We start from the raw sequence: 26,047 nt of genomic DNA on the forward strand, positions 1-26,047 counted from the left end.
ACCGGCCCCACTCACCGTCACACGAGCCCTTGGGCGCTCAGCCACTCCTTGGCCACCGTCTCGACGTCCTGCTTGTCGCTGATCACCTTCTTGTCGAGGGCGGCCAGGGTGGTGGTGTCGAGCTTGGCCGAGACCGCGTCGAGGGCGCCGCGGATCGTGTCGTTGACCTTGGCCTTGTTCACCAGCGGGGTGACGTTCTGCGAGCTGAACAGGTTCTTCGGGTCCTCCAGGACGACGAACCCGTTCTCCGGGACCGCGGGGTCGGTGGTGAACAGGTTGGCCGCCTGCACGTCGCCCTTCTTCAGCGCGGCCACGGTGATCGGGCCGGCGGTGTCCAGCGACTTGAACTCCTTGAACTCGATGCCGTACGTGCTGGCGAGCCCGACCACGCCCTGGGTGCGGGTCTTGAATTCCGGCGGGCCGCCGAGCACGAGGTCCTTGGCGACCGGTGACAAATCGGCGAGCGACTTGAGGTTGTACTTGGACGCGGTCTCGCTGGTGACGACGACCGAGTCCTTGTCCTCCGCGGCCGCTGAGGTCAGCAGTTCCAGCTCGGCGGGCAGCTTGGCGACGAGCGCCGCGTTGACGTCGGCGGTGCCGGTCGCGGTGGCGGCCTTGTCGAGGTACGCCAGGAGTGCGCCGTTGTACTCCGGCAGGATCGAGAGGTTGCCGGACTTGATCTGGTCGTAGATGATCTCGCGGGCGCCGATGTTGAACTGCCGGGTGACCTTTACGCCCTTGGCCTCCAGTGCCTGTGCGTAGATCTCGCCGAGGAGCACGTTCTCCTGGAAGTTGGCCGAGCCGACCACGACCTCGCCGGCGCCACCGCCTCCGGCTGAGTCCAGCGGGTTGGAGCCGTCGTCTCCGCCGCAGGCGGCCAGCGCCAGCGTCGCGCTCGCGCCGGCAAGGGCGACAACCATTCGGATTTTGGCGTTCATCCTGGGTAATCCTTTCGGGGGATCTATCTGGTGGTCACCGTGCGGTCGCCCGGTGGCGTACGCCTTGGGCGACGGTCGCCTTGGCCAGCAGGGCGAAGGCGGCTTCGGTCAGCAGCGCCAGCAGCACGGCCAGGACGGCACCGCCGACCATGACCTCGTACTCCCGCCGGGCCAGTCCGTCGAAGATGTAGCGGCCGAGCCCGCCGAGCCCCACGTACGCGGCGATCGTGGCGGTGGACACGATCTGGATCGCCGCGGTCCGCAGGCCGAGGATGATCAGCGGCAGCGCGACCGGCAGTTCGACGTGGAGCAGGACCTCCGGACCGGTCATGCCGACGCCTTGCGCCGCGTCGCGCAGCTCCGCGTCGACCTGCCGGATTCCCTCGTACGTGTTGACCAGGATCGGCGGGATCGCCAGCGCGACCAGGGGACCAGGGTGGGCACGAGCCCGATGCCGAACACCACCACCGCCAGCCCGACCAGGCCGAGGGTGGGCAGCGCGCGGGCGGCGTTGCCCGAGTTCACCACGAGGAAGCCGGCCCGGCCGGTGTGGCCGATCAGCAGGCCGAGCGGCAGCGCTATGCCCGCCGCGATCAGCAGCGCCAGCCCGGAGTAGTAGAGATGTTCGGCCACCCGGTTGGGAATGCCGTCCGGGCCGGACCACTGGCTGGGATCGGTGAACCAGTCGAGCACGAGTTGCACGATGTTCATGCTGTGGTCCTTCTGGTCCGGCTCCACGGGGTGAGCACGCGTTGGAGCAGTACCAGCGCCGCGTCCGCGAGCACCGCCAGGGCGACCGTGAGCACGATGCCGACGACGATCGGGGTGGGAAAGTTGCGCTGGATGCCGTCGACGAAGAGTTGGCCGAGGCCGCTGATGCCGATCAGCGAACCGATGCTGACGAGGCTGATGTTCGCCACCGTGGCCACCCGCAGCCCGGCGAACACGACCGGTACGGCCACCGGCAGCTCCACCTGGATGAGGCGCCGTGCCGCCGAGAAGCCCATGGCCACAGCGGCCTGCCGTACGTGGTCGGGAACCGAGTGCAGGCCGTCGACGACGTTGCGGACCAGTACCGCCAGGGTGTAGATGGTCAGCGGAATGATGACGGTCCACCCGCTGAACCCGGTGTACTCGATGAGCACGACGAACAGGGCCAGCGACGGCAGGGCGTACATCGTGCTCGTCACGGCCAGGACGAACGGGTAGAGGCGCGGCCAGCGTACGCAGCACAGACCGAGTGGCAGGGAGATCGCCAGGCCGATCAGCACCGGCACCAGCGCCAGGTAGACGTGCTGGACGAGCAGTTCGCCGAGCAGGTCGAGATGGGTGCCGATCCAGCTCCAGCGCCAGTCCCAGCTCATTGGCCCGCCACCGGCGTGCGCAGCCGCTCGGTGATCTGCGACTGGTCGGCGAGCCCGACCGCGCGGCCGTCGCCGTCGACGCCGATGGCGAGCCCGGAGGGGTTGAGGACCGCGCTGTCCAGGGCGGAGCGCAACGAGTCGACGCCGACGGTGAAGGTGCGCGCGCACGGCAGCAGGTCCGGGTCGCCGGCGTTCGACCAGCCGGCCGGGCGGCGGTCGGAGTCGACGACGAGCGCCCAGTCGAGCCCGGCCGGGGCCGTGCCCGCGGTGACGATGCGATCGGTGGCCAGGGACAGGCCGTCGGAGCCGAGGAAGGCGAGCCGCCGCAGGCCCCGGTCCTCGCCGAGGAACTGCGCGACGAACTCGTCGGCGGGGGCGGCGAGCAGGTTCGCCGGGGTGTCGTACTGCCCGATCCGGCCGCCCACCTTCAGCACGCACACCTGGTCGCCGAGGCGGATCGCCTCGTCGATGTCGTGGGTCACGAAGACGATGGTCTTGTGCAGCTCGGCCTGGAGCCGGATCAGCTCTTCCTGCAGGCTCTTGCGCACGACCGGGTCCACGGCGCTGAACGGCTCGTCCATCAGCATGACCGGCGGGTCGGCCGCGAGTGCGCGGGCGACGCCGACGCGCTGCTGCTGGCCGCCGGAGAGCTGGTACGGGTACCGCCTGGCGAACGACGCGGGCAGGCCGACGAGTTCGAGCAGTTCCATCGCCCGGCCACGAGCCTTGCGGCGGTCCCAACCCAGCAGGTACGGGACGGTGGCGACGTTGTCCACGACCGTCCGATGGGGAAAGAGCCCGCCGTGCTGGATGACGTACCCGATCCGCCGGCGCAGGGTGGGCGGGTCGGACTTGCCGATCTCTTCTCCGTCGAGCCGGATCGTGCCCGAGCTCGGCTCGACCATCCGATTGATCATTCGTAGTGTCGTGGTCTTCCCACACCCCGAGGGCCCGACGAAAACAGTGATCTTGCCCGCGGGGATATCGAGGCTGAGCTGGTCGACGGCGACGGTGCCGTCCGGGTACCGCTTGGTTACCTCGGCAAACGTGATCAAGGTGTCTCCGCAAGAGCCGCCCGTGAATGGATGTATTCATGCTCTTGTCGCATGAAGAGACTGTCAAGATAATGGCGATGAGGTTTTACCTGTCCGTCACATGTGCGCTCACGCGGACACCCATCGAGGAGAAGCCATGTCGCACCCGGACGTGCTGATCGACGGTGCGGGGCTCACCTGCGCCGAGGTCCGCCGCGTGGCCCAGGACCGCGCCTCGGTCCAGGTGGACGCCGCCGGCCTGGCCCGGGCGGCGGCCGCCCACGCGCTGGTCAAGGAGCTGGCCGCCCGGCGACCGGTCTACGGGCGCACCACCGGCGTCGGCGCCAACCGGCTGGTAACGGTGGCACCGGAGCCGGGATCCGACGCGTCGGCGGGGGACGCGCACGGCCTGCGGCTGTTGCGCAGCCACGCCGCCGGGGCCGGCCCGCTGCTCGACCCGGTGATCGCCCGCGCCATGCTCGTCGTCCGGCTCAACCAGCTCGCGGCTGGCGGCTCCGGGGTCGGTCCCGAGGTGCTCACCGCCCTGGCCGAGGCGCTCAACCGCGGCTTGGCACCCACCGCGTACACCTTCGGCGCCATCGGCACCGGTGACCTGAGCGCGCTGGCCAGCGCCGCACTGTGCCTGCTCGGCGAGCTGCCCTGGCGGGGCGGGCAGGTGCCAGCGGTGCAGTTCGACCCGGCCGACGCCGTCGGTTTCGTCAGCTCCAACGCGGCATTGATCGGAGAGGCCGCGCTCGCCTGCGCGAACCTGTCGGACCTGTTCGGTGCCGCCACCGTGATCAGCGCGCTCGCCTTCCTCGGCGCCGACGGCAACATCGAGGCGTACGACGAGTTCGTCCAGCGTGCCCGACCCCACCCCGGACAGCAGGCGGTCGCGGCGAGCCTGCGGCGGCTGCTGCGCGGCCAGCCAACGCGGTCCGCGCGAATCCAGGACCCTTACAGCTACCGGGCCATGCCCCAGGTGCACGGATCCGCGGTCGACGCGGCCGCGGCCCTGGACCGCACGCTCGCGGTCGAGCTCAACGCCGCCGGCGAGAACCCGCTGGTGGACGTGGCCGGCTCCCGGATCCTGCACAACGCGAACTTCCACATGGCCCACCTGGGCCTGGCACTGGACTCGCTGCGCATCGGGCTCTACCAGACCGCGGCGCTGTCGGTCGCGCGCACCACGACCATGCTGGAGCCCGCGATCACGGGACTGACGCCGTTCCTGGCCGCCGGTCCCGCCGGGTCGTCCGGACTGATGATCCTGGAGTACGTGGCCCAGTCCGCCCTCGCCGACCTGCGCCACTGCGCCACGCCGGCGACCCTCGCCAGCGCCGTCGTGTCCCGCGGAGTCGAGGAGCACGCACCGTTCTCCGCCCAGGCCGCTCGCAACACCACCCAGGCCGTGGCGGCGTACCGGGTGATCCTTTCGGTCGAACTGGTGGCGGCCATCCGCGCACTGCGGATGCGCGGCACGGCGCCCGCCCCGGGGTTGGCCCGCGACGCGTTCGACCTCGCCGCCGCCGTACTGCCGGAGCCCACCACGGACCGCAACCTGGACGCGGACCTGCGGGCCGCCGCCGACCTGCTCGCCACCTACCCCGGCATCAGCCCGTTATGAAGAAGCCGTGCCGCTCGGCCAACTGCTCGTACGCGTCCAGCCGCCGCTGGGCGCGGTCGGGTTCGGCGTCGGCGATCGCCTGCAGCAGGATCGTGGCCAGCACCGTCGGTCCCGCGTACGAGTCGAAGACCAGCCGCGAGCCGACGCCGGCGCTGAGCGACACGTCGACGTCGCTGGCGAACGGCATCAGCACGTCGCTGATCACGGCGGTGCGCAGCCCCAGCTCGCGAGCGCAGCGCAGGGCGGCGCGCAGCTCGGCGGCGTACCTCGGCATGGCGAAGGCCAGCACCCACGTGCCCCCGGCCTCGCGCGACTGGAGCAGCTCGTCGGCCACGGTGCTGCCGCCGCCGGCCAGCCGGACGTCGGGATGGATGCGCCTGGCGCCGTAGGCGAAGTACGCGGCGAGCGGGCCGGAAATCCGCGAGCCGAGCACGGTGAGCGGCCTCGACCCGGACAGGTCGCGCCCGAGGTCGAGCACGGGGCGGGGATCTGCGAGCGCGTCGCGCAGCGCCGTCAGGTTGCGGATCTCAGCGTCCACGGCCGCCTGGAACTCGTTGCGCCGGATGTCCTCCTGGCTGTCCGGAGCGCTCGTCGCGCGCAACGCGATCGGCCGCAGCGCGTCACGCATCGCGGGATAGCCGGAGAAGCCCAGCGCCATCGCGAACCTGGTGACCGACGGCTGGCTCACCCCGACACGTTCGGCCACGTCGACGCTCGACAGGAACGCCGCCTCGGGCATGTGGTCGAGCAGGTACTGCGCGATCCGCCGCTGGGTCGGCGAGAGCCGGTGGCCGTTGAACAGTGCCAACAGGCGCTCGGTCGCCGACGCGGCACCGTCTGTCACACCCGCTCCCTCCAGCCGTACAGCGATATTCACAGCGTATGTCGAAGCATAGGTCAATACATCGCGGGGTACGCGTCGAGCGGGCGCAGCTCGTCGGCGTAGCTGACGGACACCCGGCGCATCAGACCGTCGCCGTCGATGGTGTATTGGCCCAACCGCCACAGCGGCGGAGAGTACGCGTGGATGGTGACGGTGTCGTCCGTGCCGCCGGTGAGCCGATGGATGTGCTCAGGTCCAAAGTGGAACGACTGGCCGGCCGGTATCGTCGCGGCCACGTGGTCGCCGCCGATCCGGGGATTGTGCTCGTTGATCGCGCCCTGGACGACCCGCACGGCGCCGGACGAGATGTCATGGTCGTGCCAACCGGTGTCGTTGCTGCGGGTCCAGCACAGCAGCCAGACGTCGACATGCTCGTCGCGGTGCAGCGAGACATAGTGCCGCTGGGTGTCGGAGAAGGCCACCTGCGCCTGCCAGGCGTCGCGCCGCGCGGCCAGGTCGTCCACGAGGGCTTGCAGCTCCGATCGGGTCAGGTCACGGGTGAACGCGGTCGAGAAGGTCATCGGTGGTCTCCTTTCAGGGCGAGCAGTCGGGCTGGGTTGGTGGCGACGATGGCGTGCTCGGCGGCGACGCCCAGCCGCATGTCGGCCGGGCCGGCATAGGGATGGTCGGTGCCGAACACGATGCCGTCGACGCCGAGCGCGCGGATGGTCGCATCGATCGCGCGCGGTCCGTACGACGAGGTGTCCAGGAAGATCGACGGGTCAACGACCCCCGGCGTACCACCGCGCACGGCGAGCCGCTCGCCGTGCAGCGGCGCCAGTCCGGCCAGCATGGCGAAGCAGACCCGCAACCGGGGATGGCGCGGGCGGCCGAACGCGCGAAACGCGTACCACGCCTGATGCATCTGGTGCACGTACGGCACGAGGGCCGGCCACCAGGACGGCACCGGTGCGGCGGGCGGCGCGGCGCCCGGGTGCACGAAGAGCGGGAGACCCACCTCCTCCAGCAGGTCCAGCAGCGGGGCGCAGCGCGCGTAGCCGGCCGGATCCGCGAGCGCCGTCGCGGGCAGTTGCAGTCCGACGAAGCCCCGCCCCAGCTGCTCGCGCAGCGCGGCCGGGTCGACCTCGCTCAGGCAGGCCGCGGCCCACGCCCGGAACGGAGCCGGTAGGGCGGCGGCACCGCGGTGGTAGGCGTCGATGAGCGGGTACGCCTGCTCCGGCGCGAGCCACTCGATACCCAGCGGGCTGGACAGCGAGACCAGGACCAGGCTGGCTCCCTGCGCGCGGACCTCGGCGGCGCGTACCACCGGATCGTGCTGCGCGGGGTCGACGGCGAAGTCGGCCTCGCCGTCGAGATGCAGCGTCCAGCCCGTCAGGCGCGGCGGCCGGGCACGCCGCCGGAGGGCCTCGACGAACTCCTCGGGCCACAGGTGCTGGTGGACATCTATCCGCAGGCCGACCTCCCAGGTTTCACCCATGTTAAGCGTTTCAGTTAAGCGCTTCAGTGAATCGCTTAACATGGCCGCGTGTCAAGGCTCGTCTCGCTGCGTGGGGATGGGCGACAGCCGTACCGCTACGCTGGCCGCGTGCCTCGAAACAAACGCGCAACGTTACGTGAGGTTGCGGAGGCGACCGGGCTGTCCACCGCCGCGGTGTCCTACGCGCTGCGCGGGCTCCAGGTCTCCGACGAGACCAAGGAGCGGGTCCGCAAGGCGGCGGCCGAGCTCGGCTACGAGGCCGACCCCATCGCCCGCGCGCTCGCCGGCGGCCAGACCGGGCTGGTCGGAGTGCTGTGCGGTTCGCTGGAGGACCTGTGGCAACAGCAACTCGCCGCAGGCATCGGCCGCGAACTGCTGGCCCGCGACCGGTACGCGTTGATCCTCGACGCCGGCGGCGACCCCAAGCGCGAGCTGGCCATCGCCCACCAACTGCGCGACCAGCGGGTGGACGGCCTCATCGTGTCGCCGGTCGACCCGTCCGCCGACGGCTGGGCGGCCCTGGCCGACACGGTACCGATGGTCTGCATCGGCGACTCACTGGTCGCGGCGCGCACCGCGGGCGAGGTCCTGTTCGACAACCGGGCCGGGGTGACGCTGGCCCTGGAGCACCTGGCCGGCCTCGGGCACCGGAACATCGCCGTGCTGACTCCGAGCCGGGCCAGCACCCCGGACCGGCCGGCCGAGGTGCACGTCGCCGCCGAAGCGGAACGGCTCGGCCTGGCCGTCTCGATCGTCACCTCCGGACACAACCTGGTCGCGGCGACCGCGGCCGCGCGCCGCGTGCTGCGTGAACGCGACCGGCCCACCGCCCTGTTCTGCTTCTCGGACTCGATCGCCTACGGGGCGTACGCCGCCGCGGCCGAGTTGGGCCTGCGGATACCGCAGGACGTGTCGGTCGCCGGCTACGACGACCACCCGGTCTCCGGGCTGCTCTCCCCGGCCTGACCACCGTCGGCTGGGAGATCGGCAGCATCATGCGGGCGGCGGTACGCATGGTCGTGGCCGCGATCGAAGGCAAGCCACGCCGCCAGCGCGTGATCCGGCCGCCCGTCCTGCGCAACCGCGCCTCGACCAGCACACCGCCGTAGTCAGTGCCCCTCTGCCGGCTTACGCGCCAGGATGAGCCGGCACCGCGGGCTGCCGTCCCGGTGCCGGCCCAGGACGGTCAAGGCGACGGCGGTCGTGGTGAAGCCGGCCGCCGACAGGTCGTCGCGGACCGCGGACAGCGGGCTGGTGCGGTAGTACATGACGAACGGGGGACGCCACACGGCATTGCGGACCCGCATTGCCACGTCGAATCCGAGCGTGGCCCAGTGCGAGACCGAGGCGAGCGGCGGCGGCGACCCGATCGGGAACGTGAAGAGCCCGCCGGGCCGCAGCGCGCGGTACACCCCCTCGAAGAGTGCGGGCCGTTCGGCGGGCAGGAAGTGCCCAAGCGCTCCGAAGGTGACCGCGAGATCGAAGTCCTCGGCGAAAGGCAGGGCCCGGGCGTCGGCCCGTACCCACGTGGCGTCCGGGTGCGCGCTCCGAGCCTGGGCGAGCATGCCGGCGCTGAAGTCGACGCCGGTAATCCGTTCCTGGCACAGGGGCCCGAGAATCTGCATGCCCGCGCCGGTGCCGCAGCACACGTCCAGCCCGTGGCTGAACGGCCCGAGTCCGGACAGCGCGTCGGCGGTCGCCCCGAGAACGCTCTGCGGGGTACGAAACGGCGTGTGGTCGAACTTCGGAGCCAGCAGGTCGTAGCCGCGCTCGACCGAGGACAGCGCCTGGACGCACAGTTCACCCAGAGACGGGCCTTGAGGCGAAAACACAGACCGATTCTTACCCTCGATGTCACCGACAGCTCATGTGAACGGCGTGTCGGAGTCGGTCCGCAGGAGTTGGCTGCTCGTCGTCGCACTCTGTTGAACAGGAGATACGCACGTGCCTGCCTCTCGTCGTAACTTCCTTGCCGGCGGCGCGGCCGCTGGAGTGGGCCTTGCCGTCGCCGGTGGCTTCCCGTCACTCGCCCAGGCCCACCCGAACCTCCCCCGGCCGGTGGGCGGGACCGGTCGCAAGCCGTTCCCGCCGCTCGTGGACGACCCCGATGGAATTCTGGCGCTGCCAGAAGGCTTCAGCTACACGATCGTCACCCGGACCGGCGTCACCCGGCTCGACAAGGGTCAAGGACTGACCCCTTCCGACCACGACGGCATGGCCGTCTACGACGCCGGCCACGGCCGGTACACCCTGATCCAGAACCACGAGATCGACCCGGGCGCCGAGTCGGGCGTGCCGCACGTCAGGGGCACCGTCTACGACCCCGGCGCGGTCGACGCCGGCGGCTGCACCGTGATCAGGACCGACCGTGCGGGCCGCAACCTCGGTGAGTTCGTCGCCATCTCCGGCACGGTCAGCAACTGTGCCGGCGGGCCCACCCCGTGGGGCACGTGGCTGACCTGCGAGGAGACCGAGGACCGGGCCGGCGACGAATGGGAGGAGGGCGACCGCTCCGGGGTCTTCCAGAAGGATCACGGCTACGTCTTCGAGGTCTGGGCCGACGGCAGCGCAGACCCGCGGCCGATCAAGTGCCTGGGCCGCTACGCCCACGAGGCGTTGGCGATCGACAAGGACCGCACGAAGGTCTACCTCTCCGAGGACGCCGACGGGCCCAACGGCCTCTTCTACCGGTGGACCGCACCCCGTGGCGTCAAGCTGGGTCCCGGCGTCCTCACGCGTCTCGCCGCCAACGCCGGCACCCTGGCCGCGATGCAGATCATCATGGACGACGGCTCGGTGCTGCCCGACGTCGCCTACCTGACCTCCGCCCAGCTGGGCCGCCCCTTCCCGGTGCGCTGGATCGAGGTGCCCGAGCGCGACGCGAAGACCACACCCGTGCGCGAACAGTTCACCGAGGGCCAGGTCACCCGCGGAAGGAAGTTCGAGGGCGTGTGGGGCACCGACGAGGGCGTGTACGTCGTCAACTCCTACGCCTGGGACGAGGGTGACCTTCCCGCGGACGCCGCTCCGCACGACGGCATGGTCTGGTTCTACGACTACCGCGCCCAGACCATCCAGCTGGTTACCTACTTCCCCCACCAGACCACGGCGGAGGACGGCGCGCCGGCCAGGTACGACGACCTGACCTTCGACGGCCCGGACAACGTGACCGTCACCCCGTGGGGGAGCCTCGTACTCGCCGAGGACGGCGCCGGCGCTTCCCACGTGCTCAGCGCGATCCCGGGCGGCCCGACCTACGCCATCGCCCGAAACCAACTCAACGACTCGGAGTTCTGCGGCCCGACCTTCACCGCCGACGGCACAGTACTCTTCGTCAACATGCAGGACCCCGGCCTCACCCTGGCCATCACCGGCCCGTGGGAAAAGTACCTGGGCTAAACAGCCACAACTCGAAAGGCCCGATCCACGTGCCTCGTTCTCGCGACTTTGCCCAGGTCGACGTGTTCTCCTCGACCCCCTACCTCGGGAACCCGGTCGCTGTCGTGCTCGACGCGGCCGACTTGGACGATCAGGCAATGCAGCGCGTCGCCCGCTGGACGAACCTGTCGGAGACGACCTTCGTGCTGCCGCCCACGACCCCTGAGGCGGACTATCGGTTGCGGATTTTCACTCCCGGTGGTGAGCTTCCGTTCGCCGGTCATCCCACACTCGGCTCCGCCCACGCCTGGCTTGAGCACGGCGGGAGCCCTCGTCGCGGAGACCGCGTCGTGCAGGAGTGCGGCGCCGGGCTTGTCCAGGTGCGCCGCGGCGAGCGCCTACTGTCGTTTGCCGCTCCGGCCACCCGGCGCACCGGGGACATCGAGGATGAGTACCTGGAGAAGATCGTCGCCGCGTTCGGCATCGACCGCGACCGGGTGCTGGCCCACCAGTGGGTCGACAACGGCCCCGGCTGGGCCGTTGTCCAGCTCGCCACCGCGCAAGAGGTGCTCGATCTGGAGCCCGACCTGTCGCAGATCCCCACGGCCATGGTGGGTGCGGTCGGTGCCTACCCGTCGGGCTCGGAGTACGCGTTCGAACTGCGGAGCTTCGCGCCCGGCGTCGGGGTGGCCGAGGATCCCGTCTGCGGCAGCATGAACGCCTCGGTCGGGCAGTGGCTGACGAGCACGGGCGCGGCGCCTAGCAGCTACCGGGTTTCCCAGGGTGCGCGTCTGGGCCGGGCCGGCGACATCACGATCACAGCCGACGCTGACGGGACCGTCTGGGTCGGCGGGGCGACGACCACCTGCTTCCGCGGCACCGCCACCCTGTGACGATGAAACCCGCCGTCGACGCTCGGCAGCGCCGCGTTGGTGATGAAGGGCCTGGTCGGCTACCTCAATCGCTGGCTGCCGCCAGCTGACCAGCCGTCTCGACGGCACGCGTGGGGTGGATGTCGGAGACCGGCGTGGGCGTGGAGGCGCGGGCGGTGATGCCGACGGCGGCGAGCAGGCAGGCGGCGCCGACCGCGGCCAGCATCGCCGGGTACCCGCCGGTGGCGATGAGGCCGGCGGCGGCCAGTGGTGCGGCGGCTTTGGCGACGGTGATCGGGGTGGCCAGGACGCCGGCGAGGGTGCCGTAGGCGGTGGTGCCGTACCGGTCGGCCAGCAGGGCGGGTTTGACCAGGCTGGCCACACCGAACCCGATCCCGAACGCGACCACCGCGGCGGCGGCGCCGATCCGGCTGCCGGCCACGACCGTCAGGCCGGCCGCTGCCGTGGCCTGCACCGTGAACACGACGGCGGCGAGCACGTGCAGCGGTAGGCGGCGGTGCAGGCCGGTCAGCACCAGCCGGCCGGTCACCGACAGCACGCCCAGCAGCCCGGCCACGGTCGCCGCGAACGTGGCCGGGTGTCCCTTGTGGACCAGGAAGCCGACCAGGTGGACGGTGATCGCGCTCATCGCGGCGCCGTGCGCGACGAACGCGACCGCCAGCCACCAAAACCGGCGATCGCGCACCGCCGCCCGCACCACCGCCCGGCGACGATCAGCCCTCGGCCGCCCGGCGGCCTCCTCCGCTCTTGGTGGGGTGCGGACGGTCAGGGCGTGCAGCGGCACCGCGACCACGCCGTACACCACGGCCAGGACCGCCAGCGCGGTACGCCACCCGTACCGATCGAGCAGGATGCCGGTCAGCGGCATGAAGATGGTGCTGGCGAACCCGGCCACCGCGATCACCGCGAGGACCGCTTTCGCCCGCTGCCTGGGCGGAAACCATGAGACAACGACCGTGAGGGCCGGCTCGTACAGCACCATCGCGGCGGTCAGCCCGACTCCGATCAACGCCAGGTACAGCTGGGCCACCGTGCGTATCTGTGACCAGGCCAGCACCAGCACGGTGGCCAGGACTGACCCGGTGGTCATCAGCGCCCGGCCGCCGTGCCGGTCCAGCCACCGGCCGACTGGCACCGCCATCACCGCACCGGCCAACACCGAACACGTCAACGCCCCGGTGACCACAGCGGTCGACGCGTGCAAGGTGGCGGCCATCGGCTGCAACACCACCGCGAAGGCGTAGTACAGCACCCCGTACCCGACCGTCTGGGTGACCGCCAGCGCGGCGACCATCCGCCACCGCGCCGATCCCCGCTCGTGGCCGCCGACCCGCCGGCCGGCGGCCATCGATGCCGTTTGCGGGGTCATGTCAGCCGCAGCAGCCGCCCTGGCCACCGTCCACAGTGGACGGTTGGACGACCGGGAGCAGGGTCAGCGGTGCGGACAGCAACCCACCCGCGACGCCGGTCGCCAGACCACGACCGGCCGGGCTCGTGGTGGCCTGCGTGCCGCAGCAGCCCGCGCCGGCGTCGACGGTGTCGCTGTCCACGATCGGGTTGCTGTTGCACACCCCGGTCTCGGGCAGGTCGAGGTGCACCTGGCGGGCGGCCTGCCAGTCCCCGGCGAGCGCGGCGACGACGGAGCGGGCCTGCTCGTAGCCGGTGGCCATCAGGAACGTCGGCGCGCGGCCGTACGACTTCACGCCGATGGCGTAGAAGCCCGGCTCCGGGTGGGCCAGCTCGTCGACGCCGTGCGGTGGGACCGTGCCGCAGGAGTGCTCGTTCGGGTCGATCAGCGGCGCCAGCGCCCTCGTCGAGCCGAGGATCGGGTCCAGGTCCAGCCGCAGCTCGGCGAGGAAGCCGTGGTCCGGGCGGAACCCGGTCGCGGACACGATCCGGTCCGCGGTGATCACCCGGGCGCCGTCCGACACGTCCACACCCCCATCCGCAGCCGGGGTGACCGCGTGCACGGCGAAGCCGGTAACAAGCTCGATGGTGCCGGCCTCGACATGCTCACGCAGCCGCGAGCCGAGCGCACCCCGGGCCGGTAGGGCGTCCGCGTCCTGGCCGCCGTAGGTGCGGGCCGGGCCGGCCGAGCGGATCGCCCATACCACCCGGGTACCCGGCACCTGGTCGGCCAGCCGCGCCAGGGACAGCAGCGTGTTGGCCGCCGAATGGCCCGCACCGACCACGACGGTCCGCTTGCCGGCGAACCGGTCCCGGTCGCCGCCGAGCACGTCCGGCAGCGCCGGCTCGACAAACCGGGCGGCGGCGGTCTCGCCATGCGCGGCGATGCCAGACGCGCCGAGCACGTTCGCAATAGCCCAGGTGCCGGACGCGTCGATCACCGCCCGCGCGTAGAGGTCCTCGCCGGTGCCGAGCCGGAGCAGGAACGGGGCCTGCTCGCGGCCGGCGGTGCGGACCCGGTCCACGCCGAGCCGGGTCACCGCGACCACCTGGGCGCCGTACCGCACGTGCGGTTTGAGCGCGGGCAGGTCCGCCAGGGGCTGCAGGTAGTCGGCCGCGAGGTGCCCGCCGGTGGGCAGCACGTCCAGATCGGGCTCCACCCACCCCGCCTCGACCAGCAGCCGCCGGGCGGCGTGGTCGATGTTGTACCGCCACGGCGAGAACAACCGCACATGCCCCCACTGCCGCACCGCCGCCGCCGGACCATCACCGGCCTCCACCACCGTAAACGCGATCCCACGCTCGGCCAGATGCGCGGCAGCCGCCAAACCGACCGGGCCGGCGCCGATCACCACCACCGGCAGGCCATCCACACTGATGCTCACAACAACTCCCTCGACGTAGAAATGTGCCACACCGTGGCGATGACAAGCCGCGCGATGGCGGTCATGGTGCCCGGGTCCACCCGGTCCGGGGTGTCGGCCGGGCTGTGGTAGCCGCCCATCCCGGCCCCGATCCCGACGGCCGGCAAACCGGCGGCGGCGTAGCGCCGGTTGTCCGAGGCCACCGGCCCCGCCGCCAACGCCAGCCCGGTGCGGCGGCCGGCCTGGTCCAGCGCCGCGAGCAGCCCATGCGCGGGACCTCCGGCCTCCACGGCGGCGGCCTGATGCAACTGGCCGGCGCCGTCGATGTTGATCACCGACGGTGCCGCGCCCGTCTGGCCAAGTTGGGCGGCGTGATGTGCCGAGCCCAGCGCACCGGTCTCCTCCCCGTCCAGCAACGCCACCGACAGCCCGACCCCGGGCGGTGGCGAGGCCGCGAGGATGCGGGCGGCCTCCAGGACGACCGCGACGCCGCTGGCGTTGTCCGCCGCACCCGGCTGCCGCAACCCGGGCAGGTCGCCCACACCGTCGTAGTGCGCCGTCAGCAACACCTCCGAGCCATGGCCGGGCCCGGTGAGGCAGGCGTGCAGGTTGGTGCCGGTCACGTCCAGCCGCCGGACCGGGGTGTTCCCGGACAGCCGGCCCACGCCCGCCGCCGCAGCCCGCTCCACGGCCGTAAAGGTCGCCGGATTCACGGTCAGGACCGGGAGCGGTCCCGGGTTCGGGCCGGCCAGCATCGTGTACTGCCAGCCATCCGCGTCGACCTCCGCACGCAGGAGCAGACCGGCCGCCCCGCCGGCGTGACCGAACGCGTCGAACAGGCTCATCGCCGCCGGGACGGCCAGCCACCGCCCGGCCGGATCACCTACGCCGGCCACCGCCAACCCACCCCGCCGGACAACAGCCATGTCGGCCGACGCCAGATGCACCCCGACATCTCGGCCGAATCGCAGCTCACTGTCGGCGTCGCCGTCGTGCCACCGGATCGTCGGCGCCGCGTACATCCGCGGGACCGACCGGACCGGGAACGGCGCCGAGCGGACCGCGGCGCCCAGGCCGGCCACCTGCTGCGCCAGCCATGCGCAGGCCGCGGCGCCGCCGGCTGTGCCGACCCGTCGCCCCGCGAACCCGTCGCCGGCCAACGCGGCCACGGTGGCGGCCATCCGCTCACCGGACACCGCCGTCAGCAGGCCGTCCAGGCCATCAAGCCGGACCGGGACGCCGGTCGGGGTGGCGGTCATCCGCAGCAGCCCGCGCCGGAGGCCACCGCCCCGGCCTTGGCCTGCGCGCCGCAGCAGCCGCCGGCCGCGTCCGCCTCGGCCACCGTGCCGCAACACGGCGCCCCAGCAGCAGCCGGATCGGGTAGCACCAGGCTCGCCGTCTGGGGCGAGTTGCCGCAACAACCCGCCGTACCGACAACGGCCAACGCGGCCCCCGGGTCACCGGCGAAACCGCCCACAGGCCTCACGTCGTCGCTCATTGCCCCCTCCTCCAACGGCTGTCTTGACGTTTCTCAAAACAGAGCGTTGCACGCTGTTTCGAGATCTGTCAACCTAGAGGAGTGTCGAAACAGCCCGCAGTGCTCACTACTCCAGGCACAGACGCCGCCGAAGGCAACGTGAAAGATTCGGGTCGCTATAGCGACCCGAATCTTTCGCGCTAACGGCCCACCCCCATGGGTCGAAGGTCCCGGATTGAGTGGGACGACGGCCCTGCCCCGCACCACCACGCCCCGGCATGCTGAAGGCATGGGGATGCCCACTGTCGGCCAGCTGGCTCGCCGCGACCGAACAGGGCCTGACCGTGCTGCCGTTCAGCTCAGTCATCGAACGCCCGCCACCCGCGAGGCGCTGCGTCGCGTCATCAGCGGTATCGGCCACCCGTACCTCGTACTGCGCCTCGGCCTCGCCGACCCGGACGTGGCCGGACCGCCACACACCCCACGGCTGCCCGGCGCCCAGACAATCGACGATTGAAGCAGGAAGGAACGCGGCTGTGACGACGGCTACGAATCTGGTCGAGGCGCTGGCGAACCCGAGCGCTGGCGAGGTCGAGCAGTTGGACGCCTGGTGGCGTGCCAACAACTACCTGACGGTCGGGCAGATCTACCTCAAGGCGAACCCGCTGCTGCGCGAACCGCTGACGGCCGAACACATCAAGCCGCGCCTGCTCGGGCACTGGGGTACCAGCCCGGGACTGTCGCTGATCTACGCGCACGTCTCCCGGTTGATCCGGCACACCGGGCAGCAGGCCATCTACCTGGCCGGGCCGGGGCACGGCGGGCCGGCGCTGGTCGCCGCCGGCTACCTGGAGGGCACCTACAGCGAGGTCTACCCGCACGTGTCGCGGGACGAGCCCGGGATGCTGCGACTGTTCCGGCAGTTCTCCAGCCCCGGCGGCATCCCCAGCCACGTGTCGGTGACCACCCCGGGCTCCATCCACGAGGGCGGCGAACTGGGATACGTGCTGGTACACGCGTTCGGCGCGGTGATGGACAACCCGGACCTGCTCGCGGTCGCCGTGGTCGGCGACGGCGAGGCGGAGACCGGCCCCCTTGAGGGCTCCTGGAAGGGCGTGTCGTTCCTCAACCCGGCCCGCGACGGCGCGGTCCTGCCGATCCTGCACCTGAACGGCGCGAAGATCGCCGGCCCGACGGTGCTGGCGCGCAAGGACCCCGCCGAGGTGCGGTCGCTGCTGCAGGGCCACGGGTACGACCTGATCGAGGTCGAGGGCGCCGACCTGCCCGGCATGCACTACCGCTTCGCGGCCGCACTAGCCCAGGCGTGGGGACGGATCCGCGACATCCAACAGACCGCCCGCGGCGACGGGTGGGACGGAAGCAGACCACGGTGGCCGCTGATCGTGCTGCGCTCCCCCAAGGGCTGGACCGGCCCGGAACAGGTCGACGGCGTCCAGGTCACCGGCTCCTGGCGCTCCCACCAGGTGCCCCTGTCCGGGGTGCGGGACAACCCCGATCACCTGGCGATCCTGGAACGCTGGCTGCGCTCGTACCGGCCGCAAGAGCTGTTCGACGAGGCTGGCGCCCCGTCGGCGCTGGTGGCCGGCCTGGCACCGGACGGCGACCTACGGATGAGCGCCAGCCCGCACGCGAACGGCGGCCTGCTGACCCGCCCGCTGGACCTGCCCGACTTCCGCAAGTACGCCGTCGACGTGCCACAACCGGCGCAACTACCCGCCGAGTCGACCCGCCGCCTCGGCGAAATGCTGCGCGACGTGTACGCCGGCAACCCGGACCGGTTCCGGCTGTTCTGCCCGGACGAGACGAACAGCAACCGGCTCGGCGCGGTGTTCGAGGTCTCCGACCGGGCCTTCATGGAGAAGGTCACCCCCGACGACGTCGCGATCAGCCGCGACGGGCGGGTGATGGAGGTGCTGTCCGAACACAACTGCCACGGCTGGCTGGAGGGCTACACGCTGACCGGCCGGCACGGCATGTTCGCCACCTACGAGGCGTTCGCGATGGTCAGCGCCTCACAGACCGTGCAGCACGGCAAATGGCTGCAGGAGGCCGGACACCTGCCGTGGCGGGCGCGGGTGCCCAGCCTCAACATCCTGCTGACCTCGACGGCCTGGCGTAACGACCACAACGGCTTCTCCCACCAGGGCCCGGGACTGATCCAGATCGTGCTCACCCAGCGCGGCGACATCGCCCGGGTCTACCTGCCCCCGGACGCCAACACCCTGCTGTCGGTGGCGGACCACTGCCTGCGTTCCCGCTCGTACATCAACCTGATCGTCATCGACAAACAGCCGCAGCCGCAGTGGCTGACCATGGACGAGGCCGTAGCGCACTGCGCCCGCGGCGCCGGCATCTGGCAGTGGGCCGGCACCGACGACGGCAGCAGCGACCCGGACATCGTGCTGGCCTGCGCCGGTGACATCGTCACGATGGAAACCGTCGCCGCCGCCCAGATCCTCAAGCAACGGCTGCCGCAGATGCGGGTCCGCGTGGTCAACGTCGTCGACCTGATGACACTGCCCCGCCCCAAAGACCACCCACACGGCATGAGCCCAACCCTGTTCACCGAACTGTTCACCGACACCGTCGACGTCGTATTCGCCTTCCACGGCTACCCCGGCGCCATCCACCAACTCGTCCACGGCCGGCCCGACGCCGACCGCTTCCGCGTACGCGGCTTCGTCGAGGAAGGCACGACCACCACCCCGTTCGACATGACTGTGCGTAACCGGACCTCCCGCTATCACCTCGTCATGGACGCCATCAACAACGCCAAACGGCTACCCCGCGGCGCCACCGAGCTGAAAGCCTGGTGCGAACGGAAGCTCGCCGAGCACGAGGCGTACATCGTCGAACACCTCGAAGACATGCCCGAGGTCCGGGACTGGACCCTCACCGCTCGGTAACCGTGCGGGTACGATCTGGCCGTGCCCAGCCAGCATGAAGAACCGTGGGCCTCGCCCTCGCTCGGTCTGAGCCCGCTGTCCCGCGTGCGCCTGGACGAACTGCTCCAGGAGTTGCTCGACCGAGTCGGCGTCGTGGTGGCCAGCCGGGAACGGCTACGCGCCCTGCTGGACGCGGTGGTAGGCATCGGCGGCGATCTGGAGTTGCGCAGCATGCTCACCCGGATCGTCGAGGCCGCGTGTGCGCTGGTCGGCGCCCGGTACGGCGCGCTCGGCGTGATCGGCCACGACCGGACGCTGGTGGAATTCATCACCCACGGCATCTCCCCGCAGGTACACGCCCAGATCGGCGACCTGCCACACGGCCGGGGCGTGCTCGGCCTGCTGATCCAGGACCCGCGGCCGGTCCGGATGCCCGACATCACCAAGCACCCGCAGTCGTACGGCTTCCCACCCAACCACCCGCCGATGCACAGCTTCCTCGGCGCACCCATCCGCATCCGCGACCAAGTCTTCGGCAACCTGTACCTGGCCGAGAAGCAAGACGCCGCCGAGTTCACCGACGACGACGAGGAAATCGTGGTCGCCCTCGCCGCAGCGGCCGGCGTCGCGATCGAGAACGCCCGGCTGTACGCCACGGCGCACCGGCGGGAACGCTGGATGGCCGCCACCGCCGAAATCACCAACGTGCTGCTCGGCCAGGTCGACCGCACCGCAGCCCTCCGGCTGGTGGCCCGCCGCGCCCGGGAGGTCGCCGAGGCCCAACTCGTCCTCGTCATGCTCGCCGACGAAGAGGCCGGCCACCTCACCGTCGAGGTGGTCGACGCCGGCGACACGCCCGCGCCCGACCTCGCCGGCACGGTGGTGCCACTGGCCGACACGGCCTTCGCCGACGCGATCTCCGGTGCGGGGCACGTCGTGATCGACGACCTCGGCAAAGCCGCGGCCTGGCCGGCGCCGATCAGCACCGGTTCGACCCTGATCACACCCCTGGCCGCCGCGGAGACCCTGCATGGCCTGCTGGTGGTGGCCCTGCCGCCGGGCGCGTCGAGCCAGCCCGAGGACGTGCCAATGCTGCACACCTTCGCCGACCAGGCCGCGCTCGCCTTGGAACGCGCCCGCGCCCAGGACGAACGCGAACAACTAGTCGTACTCGAAGACCGCGAACGCATCGCCCGAGACCTGCACGACGTCGTCATCCAGCGACTGTTCGCCACCGGACTGCACCTGCAAACCACCGCCCAGCTGGCCGCTAGGCCCGACGTGGCCCAACGGATCAGCGGAGCCATCGACGACCTCGACACCACCATCCGCGACATCCGCACCGCGATCTTCGAGCTACGTACCCCGGTCAGCGCGGCACTGCGCACCGAGATCCGCGACCTCGTCGCGGAGGCCGCCGGCCCGCTCGGCTTCCGGCCCGAGCTGCGCCTGTCCGGCCCGGTCGACAGCGCGGTCCCCGACCACCTGCGCCCGGACCTGCTCGCGGTCATCCGGGAGGCGCTGTCCAACGCCGCCCGGCACGCCCGAGCCACCGCGGTCAAGGTCACCGTCACGGCCGTGGACGGCAGGCTGACCGTGACGGTCGCCGACAACGGCGTCGGCGCGGTAGGCGCCGAGCCGCACGGCGGGTTGATCAACCTGCGCGAGCGGGCAGCCCAGTACGGCGGCGAATTCGAGGTACGGCCGGCCGAGCCGGCCGGCACCGAGATCCGGTGGTCGGTGCCGATCTAGGGCTTGTGCTCACCGAGTAGCCGGGGCCAGCACCGCCGCCTGGGTACGTAATTCTTCACCGTCTTCTCGGCCAGGAACATCTTCCCAGCGATCTCCCGATTAGTCAGCCCCGCCTCCTGGGCCGAGCCGGACTCCCCGACCACCGGGTCGGGCAGGACGTGGTACACCTTGTCCGCCCGGTACCCGTGCGCCTGCCCGTCGCCCAGCGGCAGCTCCGTGGCCGCGGCGGCGCGTACGTCGATGCCGGGAAACCGGCTCCGGGCGGCGGCCAGCATGGTCGGGTCGAGGTCCACGCCGATCGCTCGGGCACCGTGCTCGGCCAGTTCGGCCACGGCGCGTCCGGTGCCGCAGCCGACGTCGAGCACCGTCGCGTCCGGGGTAGCCGCAGGAGCTGATAGCTGCGCGCGCGCAGCAGCGCGGCGGCGGGCATGGTTTCCGCGGCGTCGAGCACCCGGATCAGCGTGTCGGCGTCGGTGTGGACGGTGTGTGTGTGTGCCGGTCATGTGCACGAGTGTGTGACTTCAGGTCGACCTGAAGTCAACCGAACGGGTGCGGTGCCGGCACCCCGGACCATCAGTCGTGCCACCCATTCAAGAGGGGTCCAAGGTCCTGCCGCGTCCCGCCCGCCGGCCCTGCCCCGGCTGTAGCCGAGGCGTGGACTGTAGGTGACCCGCCGAACGGCGCGGGAAACCCGAGAAAGGACGTGGAGACCATGACCGCGATGGCCGAGCACCCCACGGCCCCGAAGACCGCCCCCGCGGTCCCGGCGGTCGAAACCACCGCCCAGAAGGCCGCCCGGTACGTCTGGGCCGGGGTGCGCATCGCCCTGGGCTGGACCTTCCTGTGGGCGTTCCTGGACAAGACCTTCGGCCTCGGTCACGAGACGGCGGAGAAGAACGCCTGGATCAACGGCGGATCGCCGACCAAGGGCTTCCTCGCCAACGCGGCGACCGGCCCGTTCCAGGACTTCTACAACAGCGTCGCTGGCGACGCGTGGGCCGACTGGCTCTTCATGATTGGCCTGGCCGCGATCGGCACCGCCCTGATCCTGGGCATCGGCATGCGGATCGCCGCCGCCGCCGGCAGCGTCCTGTACGTCATGATGTGGACCGTCGTCCTGCCCCCGGACAACAACCCGTTCCTGGACGACCACCTCATCAACGCCGGCGTCCTGGTCGGCCTGGCCCTCATCGGTGCCGGCACCACCCTCGGCCTCGGCAGGTGGTGGGCCACGCTCCCGATCGTCAAGCGCGAACCCTGGCTCAAGTGACCACCATCGACGAGGGGCGTCACCCGGTTCCGGGTGGCGCCCCTTTGGTGGAGCCATGAAAGCCACCCGCTGGGGATGATGTCGCCGCCGCCCGCGGGCGCGACACTCGGCGGCGGAGCGACTGGGCAAGGAGGCAGTGGGATGGTTGAACGAACCCGCAGCGGAGCGGCGGTCGCGTGGATTACGTTCGCCGCGTTCATGATGGTTCTTATCGGCAGTTGGTGGATCATCGCAGGGCTGGCCGGCCTGATTGACGATGACTTCTACGTAACGACCCGAAACTATGTCTTCAAGTTCGACACGACCACGTGGGGTTGGATCCACCTGATCCTCGGGGTTCTGGTGCTATTGGCTGGTTTCGCCCTCGTGTCGGGTGCGGTCTGGGCTCGTACCGTCGGTGTCATCATGGCATTCATCGCCGCGATCGTCGGGTTCGGCTGGCTGCCCTGGTATCCGGTGTGGGCGGTCCTCATCGTCGTCGCGTCGGCGTTCGTGATCTGGGCGCTCACCGTTCACGGCCGCGACATGACCGAACCCTGACAATGACCCGATTTCCGCTCACTCTCCTGCGGGTGCGGCGGTCAGTGTGGCGAGTCTGTCCCGGGCAGCGGCGAGTTCTTCGGCTAGGTCCTCGTCGTCGGGGTACGCCTGCGCGATCGCCTCGACCATTGCCAGGCGGGTGCGCAGCAGGGATCGAGCGTTGTCGTGGTCGCCGGTCCGCTCGGCCAGGTCGGCGAGGCGTTGCATCGACGGGCCGGCCATGAGTGCAGTGTCCGGGCTGGGGTCGGCCTCGAAGAGTTGGGTCCGCACGAACACGCACTCGGCGAGGGTCTTGTACAGAATGTCCTCGTCCTGCGGCCGATTGAGCCCGAGATACACCTCACCCAGATGCTCCAGCGCGTAGCCCAGCCGCCGCTGGGCCTCGAACGAGGTGGGGTGCTCCGCACCGAGTTCATGGTAGATCTCGACCGTGGCCGTGAAGATGGGCTCCGCGGCGGCCAGGTCACCGCCGTGCAGCAGCGCGACGCCGTAGAGGTTGTGCGCGGCGCCGAGACAGAATCGGGCCTCGTCCCGCTGGGGATGGGTGGCTGCCCATCCGGTCACCGCCCGCAGCGTGCGTTTGCCGGCTTCGCGCGCCGCGGTCATGTAGCCGCCCCGGATCAGCGTAGTGATCTGGCGTTCCCGCAGGGGCAGGTAGTGGCCGTTGCCGGCCGGCACCGTAGGAATCACCTCGCCCAGTAGCGCCATCGCCGAATAGTCGCCCTCCCGGTACTTGGTCAGGTCGAGGGTGAATTTCGTCAGGTCGCCCATGCCGTCGACGGCGGCCAGGTGGCGGGTGACCGCGACATAGTCGTCGTACGTGCGCCGGTCGCTGTGCGTCTCGGCGTAGTGCATGTTGAGCGCGCGCTCGTGCCGGGCGGCGAGTTGTTCGCCCTGGTGAGGCGCGAGCCCTTCGGCGACCCAGCGGTCGGCGAGGACGACGGTGTCGCCGTCGGTGTCGGTCCACGCCTTCACCAGCCCGAGTTCGGCAAGCCGAGCCATGCCCTCGGCCGCCGCGTCAACGGCCGCCCGCTCGGGTGACTGCCGTTGCTCAAGGCTCGGGTCGCTGGCATCGCACGCGACCGCCACGTCCCGGGCGGTCAGTGGGAAGGTAGCCAGCGCCGTTTGCAGAAGCATCTCGCGTTGCGCAGCGCTCAGTTCGGCCATGACGAGTTCGAGCAGCGCCGCTCCCGACGGCGATGCGGTGTGGGACAGCACAGCGGCGAGTCGTTCGGCCGGGTCCACCCTGGCAGCACCCAACCAAGCATCGACGAGCTGCAATGACCGGGGATGCCCCGCGACCACGGCGGCCACGCGCTGCCTCGTGGTCGAGTCGAGCGTGGACAGATATGGTAGCGAGGCCGCCAGCTCGGCGCCGACGGTCTCGTCCGCCGGGGTGAGGCGCAGCGGACGGAGCCGATCCGTGGCCGCCGACGGCGGCGGCGCAACCCGGCTGGTGACCAGCATCCGGCCCCGGCCGGCGGAGCCGCAGAGCCGGTCGAACGCCTCGGCAAAGCCGGGGTCGAGGTAGCCCTCGGACCCGAGATTGCGGTCGAAATCGTCGAAGAGCAGCGCGAACGGCGCCTGTTTCAGCAACTCCTGGATGGTCTGGAACTTGGCGCAATGCGGTGCACCGCCGTCCAGGATCTCGGATGCGTCCCCACGCTGCGGGAAGTCACCCGCCCAGGCATCCAGCGCCTTGGCCGCAGCCGCGAACAGATCCACCGGGTACCAGCGGCCCGCCAGCACGGCCACCGCCCACCCATCACTGTGGAGACGTTCCAACACACGCCGAGCCAACGCACTCTTGCCGGCTCCCGGTCCACCCGCGATCATCAGGCCGCCCGGCCCGACCGACCCGGGCGCCGTCAACGCCAGCGCAGTTTCCACGTCGGACCCTCTGACCAGGTGCGGCGAACCGAGCCGGTCCATCAACCGGGCCATCTCCACTGAATTGCGCACCCGCGAAGATTACTCACACCCGGCAACGCGCCGTGACACCGCTGGCGAGGACGTTCAGCGGCCGACCAGCAGGGAGGTGAGTTCTTGGCAGCCGCGGCCAACGCCCGCCTGGTGGTGGTGCCACGCCGCGGCCACATCGGCATCATGGCCGAAACCGCCACGCTCGCCGGGTTGGTCACGACCGCCGCCGCATCGGCGACGCCGGCCTGCCAGCGCGCGTGGCCTACCAAACCCGTGATCTAGTTTCCTGCGTACCTCGCTGCCAGACTGTTGTGTCGTGGATACGGTGACAGTGATCGTTACGACGTTCGGCGGTGCGCTCTCGGCGACGCTCGGCGTTCTGGTGGGCGGTGTGGTCACCCGTCGGGTCCAGGAGCGGCACTGGTTGCGCGACAAGCAATTGCGAGCATACGAGGAGCTGTTCTCGCAGTACGCCCGGTTCATGATGACGCTGAGGAGAGCGCACCTGGACCGCACGCCGGCCGACGTCGACTGGGGTGCCTGGAGCGTCTCGCTCACCTCCGCGAGCCTGGTCGCTCCGCTGGGCGTGGCGCGGGCGATCGACGCGTTCGGGAACGCTGTCGGCGTCTTCCTCGACGCGGTGGCAACGCGGGACCCCGTCGCGAATCCGGTCGACGAAGAGGTTCTGACCGAGTCGTCGCGTCCGGCGGCGGCGGCGCAGCTGGTCCTGCTGAACGCGATCCGTCGGTCCATGGGGCGCTCCCTGGAGGAGCTGCCGTTCTACATCGGCGGCACGCTGGGACGCCATCCCGAGGGAACGGCGTCGCCCCGCCGCCAGCCGCCCTCGCTGACGACGTCCGACCGTGAGGCGTCCGAACGACTGAACCAGCCATAATGATCTAGGGCGTGTCTCCTGGATCATGGGTTGCGTCGGTCGGGCTTGGCGCGTAGCCAGATGAAGATGTCGGCGATCTGGACGGTGGCGCGGTAGCGGCACGCGAGCTTGTCGTATCTGGTGGCCACAGCGCGGAACTGCTTGCGGCGGTTCATCAGGCGTTCGATGGTGTTGCGGTCCCGATAGCGGGTCGGTCGGAAGGTGGGTGGACGGCCGCCTCGGCTACCTTTGCGAGTCCGGTTGGCTTTCTGATCGTCCTTCTCCGGGATGTCGTGCGGGATGCGCCGGGCGCGTAGCGCAGCCCGGTTGGCCTTGGACGAGTACGCCTTGTCCGCGGCCAACGAGTCCAGCCGCTTACGCGGCCGGCCGACCCCATCTGGACGGGCCACCGCGACCGAGTCCAGCAGGCGTACCAGTTGGCGGGTGTCGGAATCCTGGCCCGGGGTCAGGTGACTGGCCAGGTTCCGGCCTCGGCCTTCCCCAATCGTATGGATCTTCGTCGTCCACCCGCCCCTGGACTTGCCGAGTCCCTCCCGTCGCGCTGCGTCACCGCTGCTCAGCCCCCTTTACGGGCCCCAGCGGCATGCTGGTGAGCACGCACGATGGTCGAATCGGCGTTACCGTGCCACTGCAACTGGCCGGCAGCGTCCGCGTCGGCCTGCAACGCCGCCTCGATCCGGGCCCAGGTCCCGTCCTCCTGCCAACGGGTGAACCGCTTGTACAGCGTCTTCCACGGCCCGTACCGGGACGGTACGTCCCGCCACGGCACACCGGTACGGACCCGGAACAAGATCCCGTTGATCACCTGCCGGTGATCCCGCCACCGCCCACCACGCTGCGGCTTCATCACCGGCAGCAGCGACGCGATCTGAACGTACTCCACCTCTGTCAGCTCAAAACGTCCACTCACGACGGACATCTCTACCGAATCCTCACTCCAAGATCCAGGAGACACGCC

The 26,047-nt window shown here is 70.8% G+C and carries 27 protein-coding genes; 11 read left to right on the plus strand and 16 right to left on the minus strand.

The genetic code is table 11. The features are described from left to right. Window positions 1-17: 17 nt before the first annotated feature. From Prum_RS02890 to Prum_RS02905, 5 genes are read right to left on the minus strand one after another with little or no spacing between them, the layout of a single operon-like run. Window positions 18-938: an ABC transporter substrate-binding protein gene (locus tag Prum_RS02890; protein WP_173073716.1), complete on the minus strand. Its 921-nt coding sequence runs from the start codon at window positions 936-938 to the stop codon at window positions 18-20. Window positions 939-972: 34 nt separating this feature from the next. After that, entirely contained in the window at window positions 973-1,365 is a 393-nt protein-coding gene (locus tag Prum_RS50755) for an ABC transporter permease (RefSeq protein ID WP_246278517.1), read from the minus strand. Further along, window positions 1,266-1,649 carry an ABC transporter permease family protein gene (locus Prum_RS50760; RefSeq protein ID WP_246278716.1) on the minus strand — a complete coding sequence of 128 codons (384 nt, stop codon included), beginning with the start codon at window positions 1,647-1,649 and terminating at the stop codon, window positions 1,266-1,268. The genes Prum_RS50755 and Prum_RS50760 overlap by 100 nt, the downstream gene beginning before the upstream one ends. Further along, window positions 1,646-2,302 (minus strand): ABC transporter permease, encoded by a 657-nt coding sequence (locus tag Prum_RS02900; protein ID WP_173073718.1) that lies wholly within the window; start codon window positions 2,300-2,302, stop codon window positions 1,646-1,648. Before Prum_RS02900 ends, Prum_RS50760 begins: the two co-directional genes overlap by 4 nt. Further along, window positions 2,299-3,357: an ABC transporter ATP-binding protein gene (locus Prum_RS02905; RefSeq protein ID WP_173073720.1), complete on the minus strand. Its 1,059-nt coding sequence runs from the start codon at window positions 3,355-3,357 to the stop codon at window positions 2,299-2,301. Before Prum_RS02905 ends, Prum_RS02900 begins: the two co-directional genes overlap by 4 nt. Before the next feature lie 136 nt (window positions 3,358-3,493). Between Prum_RS02905 and Prum_RS02910 the strand changes: the two genes are divergently transcribed. Then, window positions 3,494-4,963 (plus strand): aromatic amino acid ammonia-lyase, encoded by a 1,470-nt coding sequence (locus Prum_RS02910; RefSeq protein ID WP_173073722.1) that lies wholly within the window; start codon window positions 3,494-3,496, stop codon window positions 4,961-4,963. Here Prum_RS02910 and Prum_RS02915 read toward each other — a convergent pair. Genes Prum_RS02915 through Prum_RS02925 form a run of 3 tightly spaced genes read right to left on the minus strand, consistent with a single transcriptional unit; the run spans window position 4,950 to window position 7,284 of the window. After that, window positions 4,950-5,807 carry a MurR/RpiR family transcriptional regulator gene (locus Prum_RS02915; protein WP_218576975.1) on the minus strand — a complete coding sequence of 286 codons (858 nt, stop codon included), beginning with the start codon at window positions 5,805-5,807 and terminating at the stop codon, window positions 4,950-4,952. The two genes, Prum_RS02910 and Prum_RS02915, sit on opposite strands and share 14 nt — an antisense overlap. Before the next feature lie 53 nt (window positions 5,808-5,860). After that, entirely contained in the window at window positions 5,861-6,367 is a 507-nt protein-coding gene (locus tag Prum_RS02920) for a cysteine dioxygenase (protein ID WP_173073726.1), read from the minus strand. Continuing rightward, window positions 6,364-7,284 carry an amidohydrolase family protein gene (locus Prum_RS02925; RefSeq protein ID WP_173073728.1) on the minus strand — a complete coding sequence of 307 codons (921 nt, stop codon included), beginning with the start codon at window positions 7,282-7,284 and terminating at the stop codon, window positions 6,364-6,366. The genes Prum_RS02920 and Prum_RS02925 overlap by 4 nt, the downstream gene beginning before the upstream one ends. Before the next feature lie 108 nt (window positions 7,285-7,392). Here Prum_RS02925 and Prum_RS02930 point away from each other — a divergent pair, with 108 nt between their 5' ends. Continuing rightward, entirely contained in the window at window positions 7,393-8,250 is an 858-nt protein-coding gene (locus Prum_RS02930) for a LacI family DNA-binding transcriptional regulator (RefSeq protein ID WP_218576976.1), read from the plus strand. 143 nt (window positions 8,251-8,393) lie between these two features. Here the strand turns inward: Prum_RS02930 and Prum_RS02935 are convergent, their stop codons facing one another. Beyond that, a complete protein-coding gene (locus Prum_RS02935; RefSeq protein WP_173073730.1) occupies window positions 8,394-9,116 on the minus strand; it encodes a class I SAM-dependent methyltransferase in 723 nt (240 codons plus the stop codon). Window positions 9,117-9,228: 112 nt separating this feature from the next. Here Prum_RS02935 and Prum_RS02940 point away from each other — a divergent pair, with 112 nt between their 5' ends. Next, window positions 9,229-10,683: an alkaline phosphatase PhoX gene (locus Prum_RS02940; protein WP_173073732.1), complete on the plus strand. Its 1,455-nt coding sequence runs from the start codon at window positions 9,229-9,231 to the stop codon at window positions 10,681-10,683. Between the two features lie 29 nt (window positions 10,684-10,712). Continuing rightward, the gene (locus Prum_RS02945; RefSeq protein ID WP_173073734.1) at window positions 10,713-11,555 is read left to right on the plus strand and encodes a PhzF family phenazine biosynthesis protein; all 843 of its coding nucleotides are present in this window, start codon (window positions 10,713-10,715) and stop codon (window positions 11,553-11,555) included. A gap of 64 nt (window positions 11,556-11,619) precedes the next feature. Here Prum_RS02945 and Prum_RS02950 read toward each other — a convergent pair whose 3' ends face one another. Genes Prum_RS02950 through Prum_RS02965 form a run of 4 tightly spaced genes read right to left on the minus strand, consistent with a single transcriptional unit; the run spans window position 11,620 to window position 15,824 of the window. Then, window positions 11,620-12,924: an MFS transporter gene (locus Prum_RS02950; RefSeq protein ID WP_173073736.1), complete on the minus strand. Its 1,305-nt coding sequence runs from the start codon at window positions 12,922-12,924 to the stop codon at window positions 11,620-11,622. Between the two features lies 1 nt (window position 12,925). Continuing rightward, window positions 12,926-14,347: an FAD-dependent oxidoreductase gene (locus tag Prum_RS02955; protein ID WP_173073738.1), complete on the minus strand. Its 1,422-nt coding sequence runs from the start codon at window positions 14,345-14,347 to the stop codon at window positions 12,926-12,928. Further along, a complete protein-coding gene (locus Prum_RS02960) occupies window positions 14,344-15,585 on the minus strand; it encodes a M28 family metallopeptidase (protein WP_173073740.1) in 1,242 nt (413 codons plus the stop codon). Before Prum_RS02960 ends, Prum_RS02955 begins: the two co-directional genes overlap by 4 nt. Continuing rightward, a complete protein-coding gene (locus Prum_RS02965) occupies window positions 15,582-15,824 on the minus strand; it encodes a hypothetical protein (RefSeq protein ID WP_173073742.1) in 243 nt (80 codons plus the stop codon). Before Prum_RS02965 ends, Prum_RS02960 begins: the two co-directional genes overlap by 4 nt. Before the next feature lie 268 nt (window positions 15,825-16,092). Between Prum_RS02965 and Prum_RS02970 the strand changes: the two genes are divergently transcribed. From Prum_RS02970 to Prum_RS02980, 3 genes are read left to right on the plus strand one after another with little or no spacing between them, the layout of a single operon-like run. Next, the gene (locus Prum_RS02970; protein WP_173073744.1) at window positions 16,093-16,320 is read left to right on the plus strand and encodes a hypothetical protein; all 228 of its coding nucleotides are present in this window, start codon (window positions 16,093-16,095) and stop codon (window positions 16,318-16,320) included. 19 nt (window positions 16,321-16,339) lie between these two features. Further along, window positions 16,340-18,730, plus strand: a complete 2,391-nt coding sequence (locus Prum_RS02975) for a phosphoketolase family protein (RefSeq protein ID WP_246277607.1) — start codon at window positions 16,340-16,342, stop codon at window positions 18,728-18,730. Window positions 18,731-18,745: 15 nt separating this feature from the next. After that, window positions 18,746-20,461, plus strand: a complete 1,716-nt coding sequence (locus tag Prum_RS02980) for a GAF domain-containing sensor histidine kinase (RefSeq protein WP_371871350.1) — start codon at window positions 18,746-18,748, stop codon at window positions 20,459-20,461. Here the strand turns inward: Prum_RS02980 and Prum_RS02990 are convergent. Further along, a complete protein-coding gene (locus Prum_RS02990; RefSeq protein WP_218576977.1) occupies window positions 20,458-20,964 on the minus strand; it encodes a methyltransferase domain-containing protein in 507 nt (168 codons plus the stop codon). The two genes, Prum_RS02980 and Prum_RS02990, sit on opposite strands and share 4 nt — an antisense overlap. A gap of 200 nt (window positions 20,965-21,164) precedes the next feature. On the opposite strand from Prum_RS02990, the gene Prum_RS02995 reads away from it, so the two are divergent. Beyond that, the gene (locus tag Prum_RS02995; RefSeq protein ID WP_246277610.1) at window positions 21,165-21,731 is read left to right on the plus strand and encodes a DoxX family membrane protein; all 567 of its coding nucleotides are present in this window, start codon (window positions 21,165-21,167) and stop codon (window positions 21,729-21,731) included. A gap of 141 nt (window positions 21,732-21,872) precedes the next feature. Further along, complete coding sequence (locus Prum_RS03000; protein ID WP_173073746.1) at window positions 21,873-22,271, plus strand: DUF7144 family membrane protein; 399 nt, start codon at window positions 21,873-21,875, stop codon at window positions 22,269-22,271. Window positions 22,272-22,289: 18 nt separating this feature from the next. Here the strand turns inward: Prum_RS03000 and Prum_RS03005 are convergent, their stop codons facing one another. Further along, the gene (locus tag Prum_RS03005; protein WP_173073748.1) at window positions 22,290-24,233 is read right to left on the minus strand and encodes an AAA family ATPase; all 1,944 of its coding nucleotides are present in this window, start codon (window positions 24,231-24,233) and stop codon (window positions 22,290-22,292) included. Window positions 24,234-24,317: 84 nt separating this feature from the next. On the opposite strand from Prum_RS03005, the gene Prum_RS03010 reads away from it, so the two are divergent. Continuing rightward, a complete protein-coding gene (locus Prum_RS03010; RefSeq protein WP_173073750.1) occupies window positions 24,318-24,476 on the plus strand; it encodes a hypothetical protein in 159 nt (52 codons plus the stop codon). 43 nt (window positions 24,477-24,519) lie between these two features. Next, the gene (locus tag Prum_RS03015) at window positions 24,520-25,089 is read left to right on the plus strand and encodes a hypothetical protein (protein WP_178132636.1); all 570 of its coding nucleotides are present in this window, start codon (window positions 24,520-24,522) and stop codon (window positions 25,087-25,089) included. A gap of 23 nt (window positions 25,090-25,112) precedes the next feature. Here the strand turns inward: Prum_RS03015 and Prum_RS03020 are convergent. Continuing rightward, window positions 25,113-26,008 (minus strand): IS5 family transposase gene (locus Prum_RS03020; protein ID WP_371871180.1). Its coding sequence is split into 2 segments (ribosomal slippage): window positions 25,113-25,652 and window positions 25,655-26,008, totalling 894 coding nucleotides; the frame shifts between segments, so codons are not numbered across the junction. Between the last annotated feature and the right edge of the window lie 39 nt (window positions 26,009-26,047).

Source organism: Phytohabitans rumicis, assembly GCF_011764445.1.
Taxonomy (GTDB): domain Bacteria; phylum Actinomycetota; class Actinomycetes; order Mycobacteriales; family Micromonosporaceae; genus Phytohabitans; species Phytohabitans rumicis.

Coding starts and splice junctions, on each gene's coding strand:
- Prum_RS02890 (WP_173073716.1), bottom strand. CDS start 938: ATGAACGCCAAAATCCGAATGGTTGTCGCCCTTGCCGGCGCGAGCGCG.
- Prum_RS02925 (WP_173073728.1), bottom strand. CDS start 7,284: ATGGGTGAAACCTGGGAGGTCGGCCTGCGGATAGATGTCCACCAGCAC.
- Prum_RS02965 (WP_173073742.1), bottom strand. CDS start 15,824: ATGAGCGACGACGTGAGGCCTGTGGGCGGTTTCGCCGGTGACCCGGGG.
- Prum_RS02970 (WP_173073744.1), top strand. CDS start 16,093: ATGGGGATGCCCACTGTCGGCCAGCTGGCTCGCCGCGACCGAACAGGG.
- Prum_RS03000 (WP_173073746.1), top strand. CDS start 21,873: ATGGTTGAACGAACCCGCAGCGGAGCGGCGGTCGCGTGGATTACGTTC.
- Prum_RS02910 (WP_173073722.1), top strand. CDS start 3,494: ATGTCGCACCCGGACGTGCTGATCGACGGTGCGGGGCTCACCTGCGCC.
- Prum_RS50760 (WP_246278716.1), bottom strand. CDS start 1,649: ATGAACATCGTGCAACTCGTGCTCGACTGGTTCACCGATCCCAGCCAG.
- Prum_RS02960 (WP_173073740.1), bottom strand. CDS start 15,585: ATGACCGCCACCCCGACCGGCGTCCCGGTCCGGCTTGATGGCCTGGAC.
- Prum_RS02920 (WP_173073726.1), bottom strand. CDS start 6,367: ATGACCTTCTCGACCGCGTTCACCCGTGACCTGACCCGATCGGAGCTG.
- Prum_RS02990 (WP_218576977.1), bottom strand. CDS start 20,964: ATGACCGGCACACACACACACCGTCCACACCGACGCCGACACGCTGAT.
- Prum_RS02900 (WP_173073718.1), bottom strand. CDS start 2,302: ATGAGCTGGGACTGGCGCTGGAGCTGGATCGGCACCCATCTCGACCTG.
- Prum_RS02950 (WP_173073736.1), bottom strand. CDS start 12,924: ATGACCCCGCAAACGGCATCGATGGCCGCCGGCCGGCGGGTCGGCGGC.